This is a genomic window from Shewanella polaris (genome assembly GCF_006385555.1).
GTDB lineage: Bacteria > Pseudomonadota > Gammaproteobacteria > Enterobacterales > Shewanellaceae > Shewanella > Shewanella polaris.
The window spans coordinates 648,409-664,036 of the sequence record NZ_CP041036.1 but is presented as its reverse complement, the minus strand read 5'-3'; the positions used below and the strand labels follow the sequence as shown (position 1 = coordinate 664,036).

At 41.0% G+C, this 15,628-nt stretch carries 13 protein-coding genes and 1 riboswitch; of the genes, 3 read left to right on the top strand and 10 right to left on the bottom strand.

Annotated elements, in window-relative coordinates; genetic code table 11:
• Positions 1–5: 5 nt before the first annotated feature.
• The 4 genes from prfB to ohrR form a co-directional block, all read right to left on the bottom strand.
• Positions 6–1,104, bottom strand: a protein-coding gene (gene prfB, locus FH971_RS02840; protein ID WP_167495972.1) for a peptide chain release factor 2 whose coding sequence is annotated in 2 segments (ribosomal slippage) — positions 6–1,028 and positions 1,030–1,104 — 1,098 coding nt in all. Because the reading frame shifts where the segments join, the coding sequence is not laid out codon by codon here.
• 213 nt (positions 1,105–1,317) lie between these two features.
• Complete coding sequence (locus tag FH971_RS02835) at positions 1,318–2,982, bottom strand: methyl-accepting chemotaxis protein (protein WP_140233275.1); 1,665 nt, start codon at positions 2,980–2,982, stop codon at positions 1,318–1,320.
• 132 nt (positions 2,983–3,114) lie between these two features.
• Complete coding sequence (gene chrA / locus FH971_RS02830; protein WP_140233274.1) at positions 3,115–4,266, bottom strand: chromate efflux transporter; 1,152 nt, start codon at positions 4,264–4,266, stop codon at positions 3,115–3,117.
• A gap of 337 nt (positions 4,267–4,603) precedes the next feature.
• Complete coding sequence (gene ohrR, locus FH971_RS02825) at positions 4,604–5,095, bottom strand: transcriptional regulator OhrR (protein WP_140233273.1); 492 nt, start codon at positions 5,093–5,095, stop codon at positions 4,604–4,606.
• A gap of 156 nt (positions 5,096–5,251) precedes the next feature.
• Here ohrR and FH971_RS02820 point away from each other — a divergent pair, with 156 nt between their 5' ends.
• Positions 5,252–5,446 carry a cytoplasmic protein gene (locus tag FH971_RS02820; protein WP_140233272.1) on the top strand — a complete coding sequence of 65 codons (195 nt, stop codon included), beginning with the start codon at positions 5,252–5,254 and terminating at the stop codon, positions 5,444–5,446.
• Between the two features lie 98 nt (positions 5,447–5,544).
• Here the strand turns inward: FH971_RS02820 and FH971_RS02815 are convergent, their stop codons facing one another.
• From FH971_RS02815 to FH971_RS02805, 3 genes are all read right to left on the bottom strand, one after another.
• Positions 5,545–5,925, bottom strand: coding sequence for a SpoIIAA family protein (locus tag FH971_RS02815; protein WP_140233271.1), 381 nt, complete (start codon positions 5,923–5,925; stop codon positions 5,545–5,547).
• A gap of 318 nt (positions 5,926–6,243) precedes the next feature.
• Positions 6,244–7,671 carry a multidrug transporter subunit MdtD gene (mdtD, locus tag FH971_RS02810; protein ID WP_140233270.1) on the bottom strand — a complete coding sequence of 476 codons (1,428 nt, stop codon included), beginning with the start codon at positions 7,669–7,671 and terminating at the stop codon, positions 6,244–6,246.
• Positions 7,672–7,681: 10 nt separating this feature from the next.
• The gene (locus FH971_RS02805) at positions 7,682–8,236 is read right to left on the bottom strand and encodes a TMEM165/GDT1 family protein (RefSeq protein ID WP_137223087.1); all 555 of its coding nucleotides are present in this window, start codon (positions 8,234–8,236) and stop codon (positions 7,682–7,684) included.
• An 83-nt stretch (positions 8,237–8,319) separates the two neighbouring features.
• Positions 8,320–8,442: riboswitch (yybP-ykoY riboswitch) on the bottom strand.
• A gap of 234 nt (positions 8,443–8,676) precedes the next feature.
• On the opposite strand from FH971_RS02805, the gene FH971_RS02800 reads away from it, so the two are divergent.
• Complete coding sequence (locus tag FH971_RS02800; RefSeq protein WP_140233269.1) at positions 8,677–9,879, top strand: aromatic amino acid transport family protein; 1,203 nt, start codon at positions 8,677–8,679, stop codon at positions 9,877–9,879.
• Between the two features lie 184 nt (positions 9,880–10,063).
• Positions 10,064–12,220 carry a S46 family peptidase gene (locus tag FH971_RS02795; protein ID WP_140233268.1) on the top strand — a complete coding sequence of 719 codons (2,157 nt, stop codon included), beginning with the start codon at positions 10,064–10,066 and terminating at the stop codon, positions 12,218–12,220.
• Between the two features lie 50 nt (positions 12,221–12,270).
• Here FH971_RS02795 and FH971_RS02790 read toward each other — a convergent pair whose 3' ends face one another.
• From FH971_RS02790 to FH971_RS02780, 3 genes are all read right to left on the bottom strand, one after another.
• Positions 12,271–12,984 carry a 23S rRNA pseudouridine(2604) synthase RluF gene (locus FH971_RS02790; RefSeq protein WP_206194454.1) on the bottom strand — a complete coding sequence of 238 codons (714 nt, stop codon included), beginning with the start codon at positions 12,982–12,984 and terminating at the stop codon, positions 12,271–12,273.
• 39 nt (positions 12,985–13,023) lie between these two features.
• The gene (locus tag FH971_RS02785) at positions 13,024–13,716 is read right to left on the bottom strand and encodes a hypothetical protein (RefSeq protein WP_140233266.1); all 693 of its coding nucleotides are present in this window, start codon (positions 13,714–13,716) and stop codon (positions 13,024–13,026) included.
• A gap of 230 nt (positions 13,717–13,946) precedes the next feature.
• The gene (locus FH971_RS02780; protein WP_140233265.1) at positions 13,947–15,290 is read right to left on the bottom strand and encodes a Na+/H+ antiporter NhaC family protein; all 1,344 of its coding nucleotides are present in this window, start codon (positions 15,288–15,290) and stop codon (positions 13,947–13,949) included.
• Positions 15,291–15,628: the final 338 nt, after the last annotated feature.

Sequence of the window (15,628 nt, the reverse complement as noted above, 5' to 3'; positions counted from 1 at the left end):
TTTAATTAAAGTCCTGATTTTAGGCTGGCTTCAATAAACTTATCTAAATCACCATCCAGCACAGTTTGAGTATTACGGTTCTCAACCCCTGTACGTAAATCTTTGATACGGGCGTCGTCTAATACGTATGAACGAATTTGACTGCCCCAACCGATGTCTGATTTTGCATCTTCAGCGGCTTGCTTGTCGGCATTTTGCTTATGCATTTCTAACTCGTATAACTTGGCTTTTAATTGCTTAAAAGCAGAGTCACGGTTTTTGTGTTGCGAGCGATCGTTTTGACATTGCACCACTGTATTGGTTGGTAAATGCGTAATACGTATCGCTGAATCTGTTTTGTTGACGTGCTGACCACCCGCGCCTGATGCACGGTAAGTGTCGATACGTAAATCCGATGGATTAATATCAATTTCAATATCATCATCAATTTCTGGGTAAACGAAAACCGAACAAAAAGAAGTATGACGTTTACCTGATGAATCAAATGGCGATTTACGTACTAAGCGATGCACACCCGTCTCAGTTCGCATCCAACCAAAAGCATATTCGCCAGTAAACTTAATCGTAGCGCCTTTAATACCTGCTACATCGCCATCTGTGACTTCCATTAACTCTGGGCTATAACCATGTGCGTCACCCCAGCGTAAATACATCCGCAGAACCATGTTGGCCCAGTCTTGTGCTTCAGTGCCGCCAGAACCAGATTGAATATCAAGATAACAGTTTGCAGCGTCACTTTTACCAGAAAACATGCGACGGAATTCTAAATCGGCCAGACGAGAGTCTAAGCTTTCAAGCTCTGTAGCGGCATCATTAAATGTTTCTTCGTCATCTTCTTCGATTGCCAGCTCTAGCAATCCTTCGATGTCTTCAAGACCCGTGTCCATATCATCAATAGTTTTAACAACGGCTTCTAATGCGGCGCGCTCTTTACCCAAGGCTTGAGCACGTTCAGGCTCATTCCACACTTCAGGGCTTTCTAGCTCTCGATTGACTTCTTCGAGACGCTCACTTTTGGCAGCGTAGTCAAAGATACCCCCGAAGTAACTCAGTACGTTCAGCGAGCTCTTTGATTTTGAATTTTACTGGATTAACTTCAAACATGAATATTCAACTTATATTTAGCAGTTAACAAAAGGTGCAACGGCGTATTTTACCCCATGACAGGTACTAAACCTAGACCAGAAGAGCGATTATTAACAAACTAATGATGAATATGTGCCAAGGGTATTGCACTCATCTCGATTGCGGATAAAACATAAAAAAATGAACCCTCAGCGGGTTCATTTTTATGTAGCTCTTACAACGGCAATTAGTTTAAATCTTAAACTGCCCAACCAGCTCAGACAGTGTCTGACCTTCATTCGCCACCGTTTTACTCATACCAGAAGCATCTTGGCTAGCTGTTAATAACATATTCACAATTTCTTGTACTGAATTAATATTACGATTAATTTCTTCAGTTACTGAGCTTTGCTCTGTTGCTGCGGTAGCAATTTGAGTACTCATGTCATTAATACTGGTTACTGATGAGGTTACAGCACCTAAACTCTCAGAAATCGCCCTTGAGGACTCAACCGAACTTAAACAACTGGTTTGGCTTTCGGCCATGGTTTGTACAGCCTTAGTCACGAGCTTATGCAATTCGGCCAGCATTTCGTTAATTTCAACCGTACTGGTTTGAGTGCGACTGGCCAAGTTTCTTACTTCATCGGCAACTACTGCAAACCCTCGGCCTTGTTCGCCCGCTCGTGCAGCTTCAATCGCTGCGTTAAGCGCCAATAAGTTGGTTTGTTCAGCAATGCCACCTATCACACCAAGTACGGTATTAATTTTTGTAGATTGCTCACTTAATGACTTAACATCTGCGGCTGCATTGTCGATTTGCTCCATTAAGTGAGACACTTCAGTTAATGAGGTATCAACACAGTTTTGTGCTTTCGCTACATTGTCTGAGGCCGCATGGGTGGCTTCTGCTACCATATTCGTGTTGTGGGCCACATCATTGGCTGTCGCTGACATTTCGGTGATAGCGGTGACAATTTGATCAACTTCATTATTATGGTGGTTGAGTTGCTCAGACATCGACATGGTTTGCCCACTGATACTTTGAGCAGCATGTTTAACTCTGTCCGTAGCGCCGGCTACATCACCAAGAATATGCTGTAATTTGTCAACAAACAGATTAAATGCGCTGCCTAATTGGCCAATCTCATCTTCACTGGTTACGTCTAAGCGTTTTGTTAAATCTCCTTCACCTTTGGCAATGTCATTTAACGAGATGGCCATATTTTTAATTGGTACTACCATTTTATGTGCCATCAGCACCACGGCAAAGGCCGTCACACCAGCAAGCCCTAAAGCGATTAATAAAAATAAAAATGCTTTCTGGTTCATCTCTTCAGTTTTATAAACTTCGTAAGCAGCAATAGACTCTTCAATGTCATCAATATAAGCGCCTGAACCTAACATCCAATTAGTATTCGGTATCATTACTGCAAAACCCAGTTTTTTAATAAGTTGGTCGCTTCCTGGTTTTTTATAATAATACGAGAAATTACCTGTGCCCGCTTTAGCAGCATCTAACAATCCAACAATAATTTTAGTACCATTGGGATCGGCCATATCAATTTTATTTTGGCCTTCAAGTTCAGGCATGGTGGCATGAAATATATTTAGGCCAGTATCATCATAAATATAAAAATACCCAGCAGTACCAAAGCGTAAGTCTCTTAAGGCATTATTGACATCACCCTCATCACCTAAAGCCATTTGATATTCAACAACGCCTTGGGCAACCTGAACAGTTTCTTTAAGTTGATTTTCACGCTCTGAAATTAATTCATTGCGAAAATTATCAATATCTTTGGTTAAAGATGCACTTTCATTGACATAAAAAATACTCAACAATACGGTAAGAATTAATAAAAGAGGAATTAATGATAGCCCGAGTAGCTTATTGCGTAGCGAAGATCCCAGCATAGTGGTTAGCCTTAGTAGGTAAAATCTATTCGTTATTATAGTCTATATATAATAGACCTTTACGCTAACTTACAATAACACAGCCCCAATAGAGTGAAATGTGTCGCAAAAACAAACAATATTAAAATAATATTATAGCATCGCCAATATACTGCCTATAAAAGCAAACCCTATCACTAACCAAACAAGACTTGGTTTGAATATTTTTAAAATACTAAAACCAATAACCACTAAAGCCATATCCAACGGCATAATCACCGCACTAGTAAATACAGGCTGGTAAAGTGCTGCAAGTAATAGCCCTACAACAGCCGCATTAACTCCCGCTAACGCACCAGCAATAGCTGGCCGCTGACTGATTGAATGCCAACTTTTTAACCCCACCAGCATTAATAAAAATCCCGGAATAAAAATAGCAAATGTGGCGACCAATGCCCCTTGAATAGGAGACTCTAACCATAAGTCAGCACCTAAAAAAGTGGCTAACGTAAACATGGGGCCAGGAATAGCTTGTGCAAGCGCGTAACCCGTTAAAAAACGATCTGGGGTCATGTATTCACCCACACTAGTTTCAAGTAATGGCAGCACCACGTGTCCGCCACCAAAAACTAAACTACCGACTTGGAAGAATTTTGCAAAAATCAGCCCAAGGCTATCGGGTTGATTAATGAAATAAAACGATGTGGCTAATCCGATAATAAATAATGCTAACCAATAATAATTAAGCTTGATAGCTGGAGCATCTGGGGTAATAGCCTCACCTCGAGTCAACAACATAACCCCGACAACAGCAGCCACTATTAACACCGTTATTTGCATTAATAATGAAGGCATTAATAGCGTCGCTACAGCAGTTGTGGCCATTAATACTTTAGTTGTTTTACGCTGGCAAAACTGACTAAACATTGACAAGGTCGCATCGGCGACAACCACAACAGCCAGTAGTTTGAGGCCGTGAATAGCGCCCTCAACGGCTGTTAAATCTAACCATTGGGCACTAGTCACCGCAAATAAAAACATCAGTAAAAAAGACGGTAAAGTAAACCCTAAAAAGGCCGCTAACCCACCCAATAAACCACCACGATGGTAGCCAATGGCAAAACCAACCTGACTTGAGCCCGGGCCAGGCATAAACTGGCTTAAAGCGACAAAACTGGAATATTGTTTACTGTCTAGCCATTGCAATTCATCAACAAATGCTTTTCTAAAGTAACCAATATGTGCCGCAGGGCCGCCAAAACTAATTAACCCTAGCGCTAAAAAACGACTGAATATTTGCCACATAGTTCTGATACCTTTTTATGTTGATAAACAATACTATGACATTAAGATGACACTTTTATGATTGCATATCTTTAGAGCATGTCTTTAGACAATAGCGAGCCCCATCACATATGCGGTTTGTCACTCTGGGGGTTAATCAAGTATAAACTTGCTTGGTGAACAGTTCCAAGGGTAACCATCTTGGCTTATGTAAAATGCAGTTCCCGCTTAATACTGGCGCTAACCATTGCTAATAGGTAAGTAGCAATAAAATAGCTTAACTGTTGTTGCTGTAAACTTATTGACTCAAGCTCATGATAGTTGAGTATTCATGAGACCATCGTCACGCTCAAGTTAATCACATTTCACAACTACTCGCCTCTCCAGAATTAAGAGCAGTAAAAGCTTGATCACACAGTTGCTTTAGTTGTTGTAAGTCTTCAATACTGCCACCCACTTTACAACGCATTTGCTCTGGAATAGTTAGGGCTTGCTGATATAACTGTTGCCCTTGCACCGTGACATGTAACACACGCACACGTTCATCCAACTCACTGCGTCCACGGGTGACTAACGCTTTATTCTCTAAACGTTTTAGTAATGGGGTTAACGTGCCAGAATCTAAATGTAATTTATCCCCTAAGGTTTTAACACTTATGCCTGGCTCTTTCCAAAGCACCATCATCACTAGATATTGTGGGTAAGTCAGCGACAGCTCATCCAACAATGGTCGATATGCGCGGATCATCGCATTAGCGGCACTGTACAAAGAAAAACACACTTGGTTTTCAAGTGCTAGCGGATTTTGTGCCGCAGGTAACTGAGATTCAGTAAACGCTTTACTAGACATGACTTTACTCCACTAACCAATAATAATGATTAATGATAACATTGGTTGTGCACAACCTATAATCAAAAATGCAATAAGCCATTTGCTAAAAATACATCAAGCTTTTCGATGCCTGACCGATATAACATTACTATTCAATTTATATTAAGGTTAACTATGTCAATTAGTGTTAATTCACCGTCTTCAATGCCTACAACGATTGATTCAGGAAATAGTTTAATGGTTGCTGTTATCGCTAAAAATCAGCAAGAAATGGAAGGGCAAATGGCTTTGCAACTAATGGAAGCAGCACAATTACCTGTGCCACAACCTATTGGTAACAGCGGCCATATTATCAATACAACGGCATAACTACTTTGTGCCGTGATCAAAACCCTAACCAATAATAACTATTGTATCCTAGGGTAAAATCCATTCATCAAACAATATATCAACAGATACGCTCCTGATTAATAACGAAGCCATTTTAAGGCTTCATCTTGGTCTTCAAAATATTTAATTTCACCCGAAATAAACCAGCTACCTATTTTAGCCGACCAATCTAGCCAGTTTTTACGCCCCCAAATAGCCACTCTTTCAAACTCAGATTTATGTTTTAATCCTAGCTTTAAATCATCCCAAGCGGCATGTAAATCCCAGCCATCTAATTCTGTGGCATCAAAGAACAAACTCACTTTAGGTTGTGCTATTTGGTTCAGTGCTCCTTCTAACATCGGCGTAATGACAAGATAATCTTCGTGGGTTAATGTGCCAACCGCTTTCAATGTCACAAAAAACACATTTTCAATTCGGTTTATGCCTATTGATAAACCATGTCTCTTAATATCCATAACGTGACTCCATAATTATATTTAACATAATTAAATATAGGTGCAGATTAGTGATCTTCCATGTATATATTTTAAGCGTTTACGGAAGCAAATATGTGGAGGACTGCACAAAAATGGTATGAATTGTGATGTTTTATCCAAGATTGATTATTTAATGCTTTGCCCATACGAGATACTTCAGCGCGAAAACTAAAAGTATAAAAAAAGAAGTCGCCACTAGCTTCAAATAACCAAGGTTAATAACACTGGAGTATGGGTGTATAGATTTGCTCAACAGCCCTTAGGACATCCACGGACAGTATCATGTAACTATGTACCTTAGGATGTGATCTTGTCTTCTGAATCCTTAACCCTTCGGCCAACATCTTTAGACAGTTGTGAAAAAATGGTCGCGGCTAACATCGCCATAATGCCAACAGTGACAAAAGTCAGTTGAAAAGCTTGCAGAACAGTCGTCATATCATCACTGCCAACGTCTGCACTGAAACCACCTAGCAGAGCACCAGCACACGCAACACCGAGACTTAATGATAACTGTCCCACCACAGACAACAGGCTATTTCCACTACTGGCATTCACATCGTCTAAATCGATAAGCGTCACGGCATTCATTGCCGTAAACTGTAATGAGTTAATTGCACCAAGAATAGCTAACATGCACAACAACAACCAATATGGCGTTTGTTCACCCACAAGTCCCATACTTGCAAGCATCAATCCCAGCGCCAAAGTATTAATCGTTAGCACCAAGCGATAACCAAACCATTCGATAATAGGTCGAGCCAGCGACTTAGCTATCATAGCTGCTGCGGCTAATGGCAACATGCTCATCCCCGCTTGAGAAGGTGAATAACCTAGCGCAACTTGCAATAATAAAGGCACTAGGAATGGCAATGCGCCACTGCCCAAGCGCGCAAAAAGATTACCAAAAATACCGATAGCAAATGTTCTTGTTTTAAATAATGAAGGCGAAAATAACGGATTATTTATTCGACCGGCTCGTAGCCAATATGCTATCAAACACGCCATGCCGCCAAATAACAACAACATCACCCGTAAGTGCGGCAGGCCCAGTTCCCCTAACCCTTCCATGGCAATGGTAATCAACAACATTGCACTGCCAAATAACAAAAAACCTAGACTATCAAAACGCGATTTTTCTTTGCCGCGTAAATCGGGAATAAACTTCCACACGGCATAGCAACCGACCACGCCGACAGGGAGATTGATCAAAAAGATCCAATGCCATGTCAGGTATTGCACCATCCAACCGCCCAGAGTAGGGCCGAGCAAAGGACCCAGTAAACCGGGAATGGTAATAAATCCCATGATCCGTACTAATTCCGAGCGTGGATATGCCCGCAGCACCACCAGTCTTCCAACAGGCAACATCAAAGCACCACCTAACCCTTGCACAACCCGAGCACCAATCAGCATGTCTAATGAATTGGACAATGCACAAAGCAGTGATCCTAAACTGAACAATAAAATCGCACCAAAGAAGATTTTTTTGGTGCCAAAGCGATCAGCAATCCAGCCTGAAGCAGGGATTAACAAAGCAACCGTTAACATGTAAGCGATAATGACGCCTTGCATACGCAAAGGATCTTCGCTTAAATCGTTGGCCATCGCTGGTAACGCGGTGTTCAGAATCGTTCCATCAAGTGACTGCATAAAAAAAGCAATCGCGACAACCCAAGGCAATCCTCGGGCGGCATCACTATCAAGAACTCGGCTATCGGGCATTAAACCTCCTTTACCACATCAGCGTTGCCACACCGAGTAGTATAAAAATCACAGCACAGGTTCGATGAATAAGCTTCATGGGTAATTTATTTGCACTAAAACTTCCAGCCAATACAACTGGGACATTGGCAATCAGCATACCTAATGTAGTGCCGATGACAACCCATGTCAGTGCTTGATATTTTGCCGCTAAGACTACCGTCGCAATTTGAGTTTTATCACCCATTTCAGCAATAAAAAACAATATAAACGTTGCAACAAAAGCACCGAGTTTATAGAAGCGATTATCATCATCATCCATTTTATCGGGTATAAGAACCCATAACGCAATAGCAAAAAATGAACCTGCCACCAAATAGGTTGCCCATTGTGGGTCAATCCAGGCAATTGCCCACTGACCTAACCATGCCGCAAGAAAATGATTTAATAATGTAGCGAGTAAAATACCTGAGATAATAGCGGTTTTATTGTGAAATCTGACCGCTAGTAATAATGCTAATAATTGAGTTTTGTCGCCAATTTCAGCGATGGCAACAGTAAGAGTTGAGGCGAATAAAGCTTCCAATGTGATATTCCTAGGGGTAAATGACAACTAAGCACAAGCCACCACATACCCCTTAATGCAGTTACTGTGCTTAGGTCTTGCATGGCAAATCAATTAGTATCAATGATTTGCTGTAAGTACCATGGCATTTGGCCAAGTATGTTGACACTTACTCCTAATCACATCTTGTCGACGTGCTAGGTTAGCTACTCCCCTAAAACAAGCGGCATTATAACTTATGAAAAGATTTAATCAACGCTCACAATGCTGAAGCTATTCTGCGGTACTGATGTAATGCTACACTATTACATCGGTCGGGTATAAAACAGTTAAGTATAATGTTATGTAATTGTTTATAAACACGGCTGTTAGCCTTTAACAATCAAAGATCCTTGCCTGCTCATCCCCCCTTCTGCTAATGTCCGACACAAATAAAATAATAATTAGACAGGACGTTTTCTGTGAATTTTAAAACTTTAGGCTCTATTTCAATCGTCGCTGGCACGGCAATTGGCGGAGGTATGCTCGCGCTACCATTAGCAACTGCAGCCTTGGGAATGATCCCCGCATTAATTTTATTAGTGATTATTTGGGCCTTATCGGCTTACACCTCGTTATTAATGTTAGAAATTAATCTTCACAGCGGTGTCGGCGATAACGTCCACGCCATTACCGGTAAAACCTTGGGTAACATCGGCCAGCTAATCCAAGGCGGTTCCTTTCTCAGTTTATTGTTTGCTTTAACCATGGTGTATCTGATGGGAGGCTCATCGCTATTAGAAACCCGCTTAGCCCCCATCGGTATTAATATGAGCAACCAAGTGGCGGTAATATTATTTACAGTTTTTTTTGGTGGATTAATTGCCATTGGCGTGAAATGGATTGATAAAGTTTCACGGATTTTATTCACCTCTATGGTGGTGTTACTGGTTATTGTAGTGGCATTCTTATTACCAGACGTTAACGTAATAAGCGCACTAAACAATTACTCAACTAATGTTGCTGAAGGAATGGCGCTACAACAATTATGGTTAGCGGCCATCCCGGTGGTATTCACCTCATTTGGTTTCCATGTGTGTATTGCAACCATTGTGCGCTACCTAAATGGCGATGCAGTGGCGCTCAGAAAAGTATTATTGATTGGCTCAACCATTCCACTAGTTTGCTACATTCTATGGTTATTAGTGACATTAGGGTCTTTAGGCGGAGAAACTGTTCATAGTTTTGGTGGTTCACTACCTAAACTCGTGACGGCTTTACAGGGCTTAGCCGAGTCACATATTATCAGCCAAGCAATTGATTTATTTGCTAACCTTGCGTTAATCACCTCATTTTTAGGCGTCACCATGAGCTTATTCGATTATGTTGCTGAACTCACTCGAGCCAAAGATGATGTTGCTGGGCGGGCTAAAACATGGTTAATTACCTTTATCCCCCCGCTATTATGTGCGTTGTATTATCCAGACGGATTTTTCAAAGTGCTTGGTTTTGCCGCTATTCCATTGGTAGTCATGATTATTTATTTACCGATTGCAATGGCACTAAAGCAACGCTCAAAACAGCTTGGAGGATATGAGGTGTCTGGTGGTAACTTGGGACTTATTATTGCAGGCTTACTCGGCACATTGATTGTTGTCGCTCAGTTGATGGTGGCGTTGACCTAAATCATATATATCATTAATGGATTTGTAAGCGAGTTTTGCAAACGCTATTAAGATGATTAAACATTTGTTAAAGTCAGGCTTAGCCTGACTTTTTTGTTTCTGTGACTTCATCATTTTGATTCATATAATGAGACAAACTGGCACAATATTTATGACAAGCTCCCTCTTAAAATGGAATTCTATAATGAAAAAATGGTTATTAACTGTCGCAATAGCAGCCAGTTTTGGCGCTGCAGCAGATGAAGGTATGTGGCAGCCACATCAACTTCCCGCAATGGCGGATGAGCTCAAAGCAAAAGGCTTAGAAATAAGCGCTGATTCAATTTCTAAATTAACCGAATTTCCAATGAATGCAGTGATTAGCTTAGGGGGTTGCACCGCTTCATTTGTATCGCCTAAAGGCTTAGTGGTAACTAACCATCACTGCGCTTACGGCTCAATTCAGTACAACTCAACACCCGAAAAAAACTTGCTTAAAGACGGTTTCTTAGCAAAAAATTATGCCGAAGAATTACCTGCAACACCGGGTTCACGTATTTTTGTCACCGAAGCGGTAACCAATGTTACTGATAAAGTGAAAGCGAACCAAATGGATAAAGTGGGCAATGACTTTTATAAAGGCATTGAACTACAAGAAAAAACCTTAGTTGCTGAATGTGAAAAAGAAGACGGATACCGTTGCCAAGTGTATAGCTTCCACGGCGGCTTAGAATATTATCTGGTTAAGCAATTAGAGATTCGCGATGTACGTTTAGCCTATAATCCAGCAGCAAGCGTGGGTAAATATGGCGGCGATATCGACAATTGGATGTGGCCTCGTCATACCGGTGACTTCTCTTTTTATCGTGCTTATGTATCAAAAGATGGTAAGCCTGCTGATTTCAGTAAAGACAATGTCCCTTACGAGCCAAAAAGCTTTTTAAAAGTATCAGCTAAAGGTGTTAGTGATGGCGACTTCGTCATGGTTGCTGGCTATCCTGGCCGCACTAACCGTTACCGCACTGCAGATGAAGTTAAAAATCAGTTTGAGTGGGCTTATCCAGAAGGAAAAGTACTACGCGAGCGTATGATTGAGATCATCAAAGAAACTGCACCAGAAGGCAGTGATGAACGCATTAAATACGAAAGCCTCATTGCAGGCTTAGCTAATTATGCCAAAAACTTCACTTCTATGATCGAGTTTTATGGTAAATCGACCATGTTGGCTGATCGCAATAAAATTGAAAGTGATTTAACCGCATGGATTAATAAAGATAAAAAACGTCAGCAACAATATGGCGAAACTTTGACTACCTTAGAAAAGCTCGTCGCTAAGAGTCAGCAAAATCAACAACGTGATATCTTATTAGGTTATATAGGTTACACCACTATGGTGACAACGGCACGTGACCTGTACCGTTTAGCCAATGAAAAAACCTTAGCAGATATGGATCGTGAACCGGGATATCAAGACCGCGACATGACCAACTTTACCTCAAGCATGGAGCGTATTGATCGCCGTTATGCCGCCAGCGTTGATAAGGCCATTCTAGCTGATTTACTAACACGTTATGCTGCATTACCTGCAGAGCAACGTTTAGCGTCTTTGGATAAAGCCTTTGGTATTACCCACAAGTTTGATGCTGAAGCACTAGCCAATACATTAGACAAGATGTACGCCAACACAACACTTAATGATCAAGCGACACGTTTAGCATGGATGAACAAATCTGTTGCAGACTTTAAAGCCTCTAACGATCCGTTTATTCAATTTGCTGTTAATACTTACGCGTCAGATATGGCATTAGAAAAAGCACAGAAGCAACTTACTGGCGACCTAATGAAAGTACGCCCACAATATATGGACGCCATCATTGCTTATAATCGCGAGCTAGGAAAGCCTGTTTATGCTGATGCAAACTCAAGCTTGCGTGTGACTGTCGGTAACGTTAAGGGGTATTCACCACAGGATGGTTTAGTGGCGGTGCCTTTTACCCGTTTAGAAGGCATTTTAGCTAAAGACACGGGCGTTGATCCATTTGATGCGCCAGCTAAAGAACTTGAGCTGATTAAGCAAAAGCAATATGGCGATTACTATGTCAAAGCCGTTGATTCAGTACCGGTTAACTTCTTATCAACTTTAGACACTACTGGCGGTAATTCTGGTTCACCAACCTTAAACGGTCGTGCTGAATTAGTCGGCTTACTGTTTGATGGTGTTTACGAAAGTATCATTGGTGACTGGGGATATGATCCACAAACTAACCGTTCAATTCAAGTTGATAGCCGTTATATGCTATGGGTAATGCAGTATTTAGACAATGCTGACAACTTATTAGCTGAAATGGATATTGTTAAATAACGCTTATTTTAGCTAGCTGTTTAAATTAATAGCTTATGTGAACAAATGGGTTAACTATCTTGTTCACTCATATTAAGACTCAATAACTCTGCGGCCGTCAATGGCCGCATTGTTTTTTCTGCCAAATCATCAAGACACACATCCATCAACTGAGTGCGCAGTAAATCAATCACTTTATAGCCCAACACCTGACACATACGGCGTATTTGTCGATTAAGCCCTTGAGTTAATATAATCTCAAACTTGTCTTCGTCCATCGCTAGACTTAATGGCCGAATATCACAAGGCCTAGTGTGTACATCACCATAATGAACCCCTTGTGCCATCATCAATAAAAAATTAGCACTAATCGGTTTATCGACTTGGACCACATAAGTTTTTGGATGATAGTAATCCGGATGCATTAACGCTTGCGTTAATTGACCATCATTGGTGAGTAACAGCAGCCCGCGAGAATCTTTATCTAAACGACCAGCAGGATAAAGCCTTGGTGACTCAGGCAATACATGTAACAGACTACATGGATCATCCGCTAATAAGCGGCAATCAATACCAACAGGTTTATGATACAACCAATATTGTTTATCTTGCACAGGCAAAATCGGTTTACCGTCTACTAAAATCGTTACGGTTTCAGCGAGGTTTATTCGGTCGGTATGTTTAGCTAATTGATGATTAATACTGACTCGACCACTATCAATAAGTCGCGCGGCTTGGCGTCTTGAGGCCACATCACACACAGCCAAATAATGACTTAATCGCATCGAGGTCATAGACAATACCCAAGTAAGAATAGACAGAAATTAATGGGATTGGAGCAATTGATAATTGTTAATTTGTTGCGTTTTAATGGTAGTCCGCAGACTTAAACCAAGGCAAATACACCATAAAATATTTGCCTGTGTTAATGACCACATGGCTGGTGACACAATACAATACTGGGGGAAATCGACTGAGCACTCAGTAAAATCCAGTAGTTCCCAATTAAACAGCGTTAACAATAATAACCCACTACACAACGAAATAATGGTTAGGGTTAGCATTCGCTTGGTCATCGTACTGCCCGGTTTGAAATAGTCCACAAAGCAAACACAGTGCAACAAAATAGCGCTAAATAAATAAAGGGTAGACACCTTACGATGCAAATCTAAAAAGTTAATCGGAAATACCCCCATTAACACAATACTAATGCCTACTACACCACCAATAATCGCAAGATAACGGCTCAATAAATCAGGATATGTATTAAACAGCGCCACCATGGCCAGTAAGAAACATGATCCCCCCGCTAATAATGATAAATTAAATACCACTGCAAAAGACGAGTTCATATAGTTGCCAAGGGTATCGGGACGGATCATAAGCATATCCAAATTTATGCTGTCCGCTTGTACAACAAGCGCACTTCCCACTCCCAAAGAGCAGATCACTGCGGCTGCCAATGACATAAATACAATCACTAGATGTAAATCATAATTACGGACTCTATTTGTCACTGGTCGATACTTAGTCAAAAATGGGATGTGAATATTAACGCGGAAAACAAAAAAGTAAAAGCCAATAACCAAAACAACACTGCGCAATAATAACGCTATCCAAAAACCACAATGCCCAATCATGAATGACAGGGCATTGTGGTAATAGACTATGATTCAAATATCACTCATTAACTTTATTCGTTTCAACGTAAAAGTGAATAAGTTATTTACACTTCGTCACATAAGCGTTACACACGTTTTCGAAAGATTACAATGGTCACAGCCGTTACGGCTAAAATCATACAGTACCAAGCATTTGACACTGCGGTTAACGGGCTAATGGTAAACACAGATGCGATTAATAATGCTTGGGCACCGTGTGGAATTAATCCCTGAATGATACACGCAAAAATATCAAGAATACTCGCAGCTCGTTTTGGTGGTACACCGTGTTTTTCGGCTAATTCTTTGGCGATATCACCCGTGACCACTATCGAGACAGTATTGTTAGCCACACATGTATTGGTCGCGGCAACAATGGCTGCCATACCTAGCTCCGCAGCACGTGTTGATGCTTCACCATTGGCTTTTGAAAAACGTTTAATTAAACGCTCTATCTGGTTACTCACAAAGGTTAACCCACCTTGTTGCTGCATTAATGCTGCTAAACCGCCCACCAACATCGACAGAATAAAAATCTCCTGCATATTAGTAAAGCCTGTATAAATGTCATTCCCAAATTGAATAAAGCTGTAGTCAGAACTCAGCACACCTGTCATTCCTGCGAGCACTATCCCTAATGACAACACCACAAATACATTTAACCCTGCCACCGCTAATACTAAAATGGTTAAATACGGTAAGACTTTTAGTATTTCAATATCCTGAGCAGCAATATCTGCATGCCCTTGACCAGCAAACGAGAAAGCAATCAAGGTCAAGATCGATGCCGGAATCGCAAACACTAAATTCTCACGAAATTTATCTTTCATTTCACAACCTTGAGTACGGGTTGCCGCAATCGTAGTATCGGAAATAATCGATAAATTATCCCCAAATAATGCGCCAGACATTACCGCTCCGGCCATTAATGCGTAGTCAATTTGTGCTTGGTCAGCCACACCTAACGCCACAGGTGCAACTGCGGCTATCGTGCCCATTGATGTACCCATTGAAGTCGCGATAAAAGCGGCTATCACAAAGAAACCGGGTAATAATAAATTAGATGGAATAAATGACAAACCGAGTGCGACTGTGGCATCAACACCACCAGTGGCCTTAGCCACTGCAGCAAATGCGCCCGCCAATAAATAAATTAAACACATAGCAATAATATTGCTGTGGCCAATACCTTCAATAAATGTTTCTATCGCATTATTGATGTGTTGTTTGGACAACAACACAGCCAACACAATGGCCGGTAAAATAGCAATCACACTAGGCAATTGATAAAACGCATAATCAACATCTTGGCTTTGAAAATATAAGCCAGCGCCAATAAATAATCCTAAAAACAAAAATAATGGCAACAATGCCACAAACGATGCAGGGCTGTTTACTGCTGTCGGAACCGGTGAAGTAGCTTTGGTCAAAGTGATCTCTCTTTATCTTATCGAATAGGGATTGTCGGATGGAAAAAGCGAGTACGGCTCAATCTCGATCATCGGTGATTATCTAGCAATATATTAAGCGTCGCTAAATATTACAGTTACATCATAACAAGTTGTGCCAAGAATAAGAGAACTCTTCACCACTGTCAACGCAGACGTCTAGACTTCTTTGCTTCCGGAGTGATTTTTATTCTAAAACTTGAAAACTGCTACAAACAGTTTACATAAGTATCGACTTAACGCCATTTTTACAGCTAAAAATTGATTTGTATTAATATGAACCTATGGCCGATTTGCTATTGTAGTAAGTGTTCACCGAT

Coding starts and splice junctions, on each gene's coding strand:
- FH971_RS02795 (WP_140233268.1), top strand. CDS start 10,064: ATGAAAAAATGGTTATTAACTGTCGCAATAGCAGCCAGTTTTGGCGCT.
- FH971_RS02820 (WP_140233272.1), top strand. CDS start 5,252: ATGTCAATTAGTGTTAATTCACCGTCTTCAATGCCTACAACGATTGAT.
- ohrR (WP_140233273.1), bottom strand. CDS start 5,095: ATGTCTAGTAAAGCGTTTACTGAATCTCAGTTACCTGCGGCACAAAAT.
- chrA (WP_140233274.1), bottom strand. CDS start 4,266: ATGTGGCAAATATTCAGTCGTTTTTTAGCGCTAGGGTTAATTAGTTTT.
- FH971_RS02790 (WP_206194454.1), bottom strand. CDS start 12,984: ATGCGATTAAGTCATTATTTGGCTGTGTGTGATGTGGCCTCAAGACGC.
- mdtD (WP_140233270.1), bottom strand. CDS start 7,671: ATGCCCGATAGCCGAGTTCTTGATAGTGATGCCGCCCGAGGATTGCCT.
- FH971_RS02815 (WP_140233271.1), bottom strand. CDS start 5,925: ATGGATATTAAGAGACATGGTTTATCAATAGGCATAAACCGAATTGAA.
- FH971_RS02835 (WP_140233275.1), bottom strand. CDS start 2,982: ATGCTGGGATCTTCGCTACGCAATAAGCTACTCGGGCTATCATTAATT.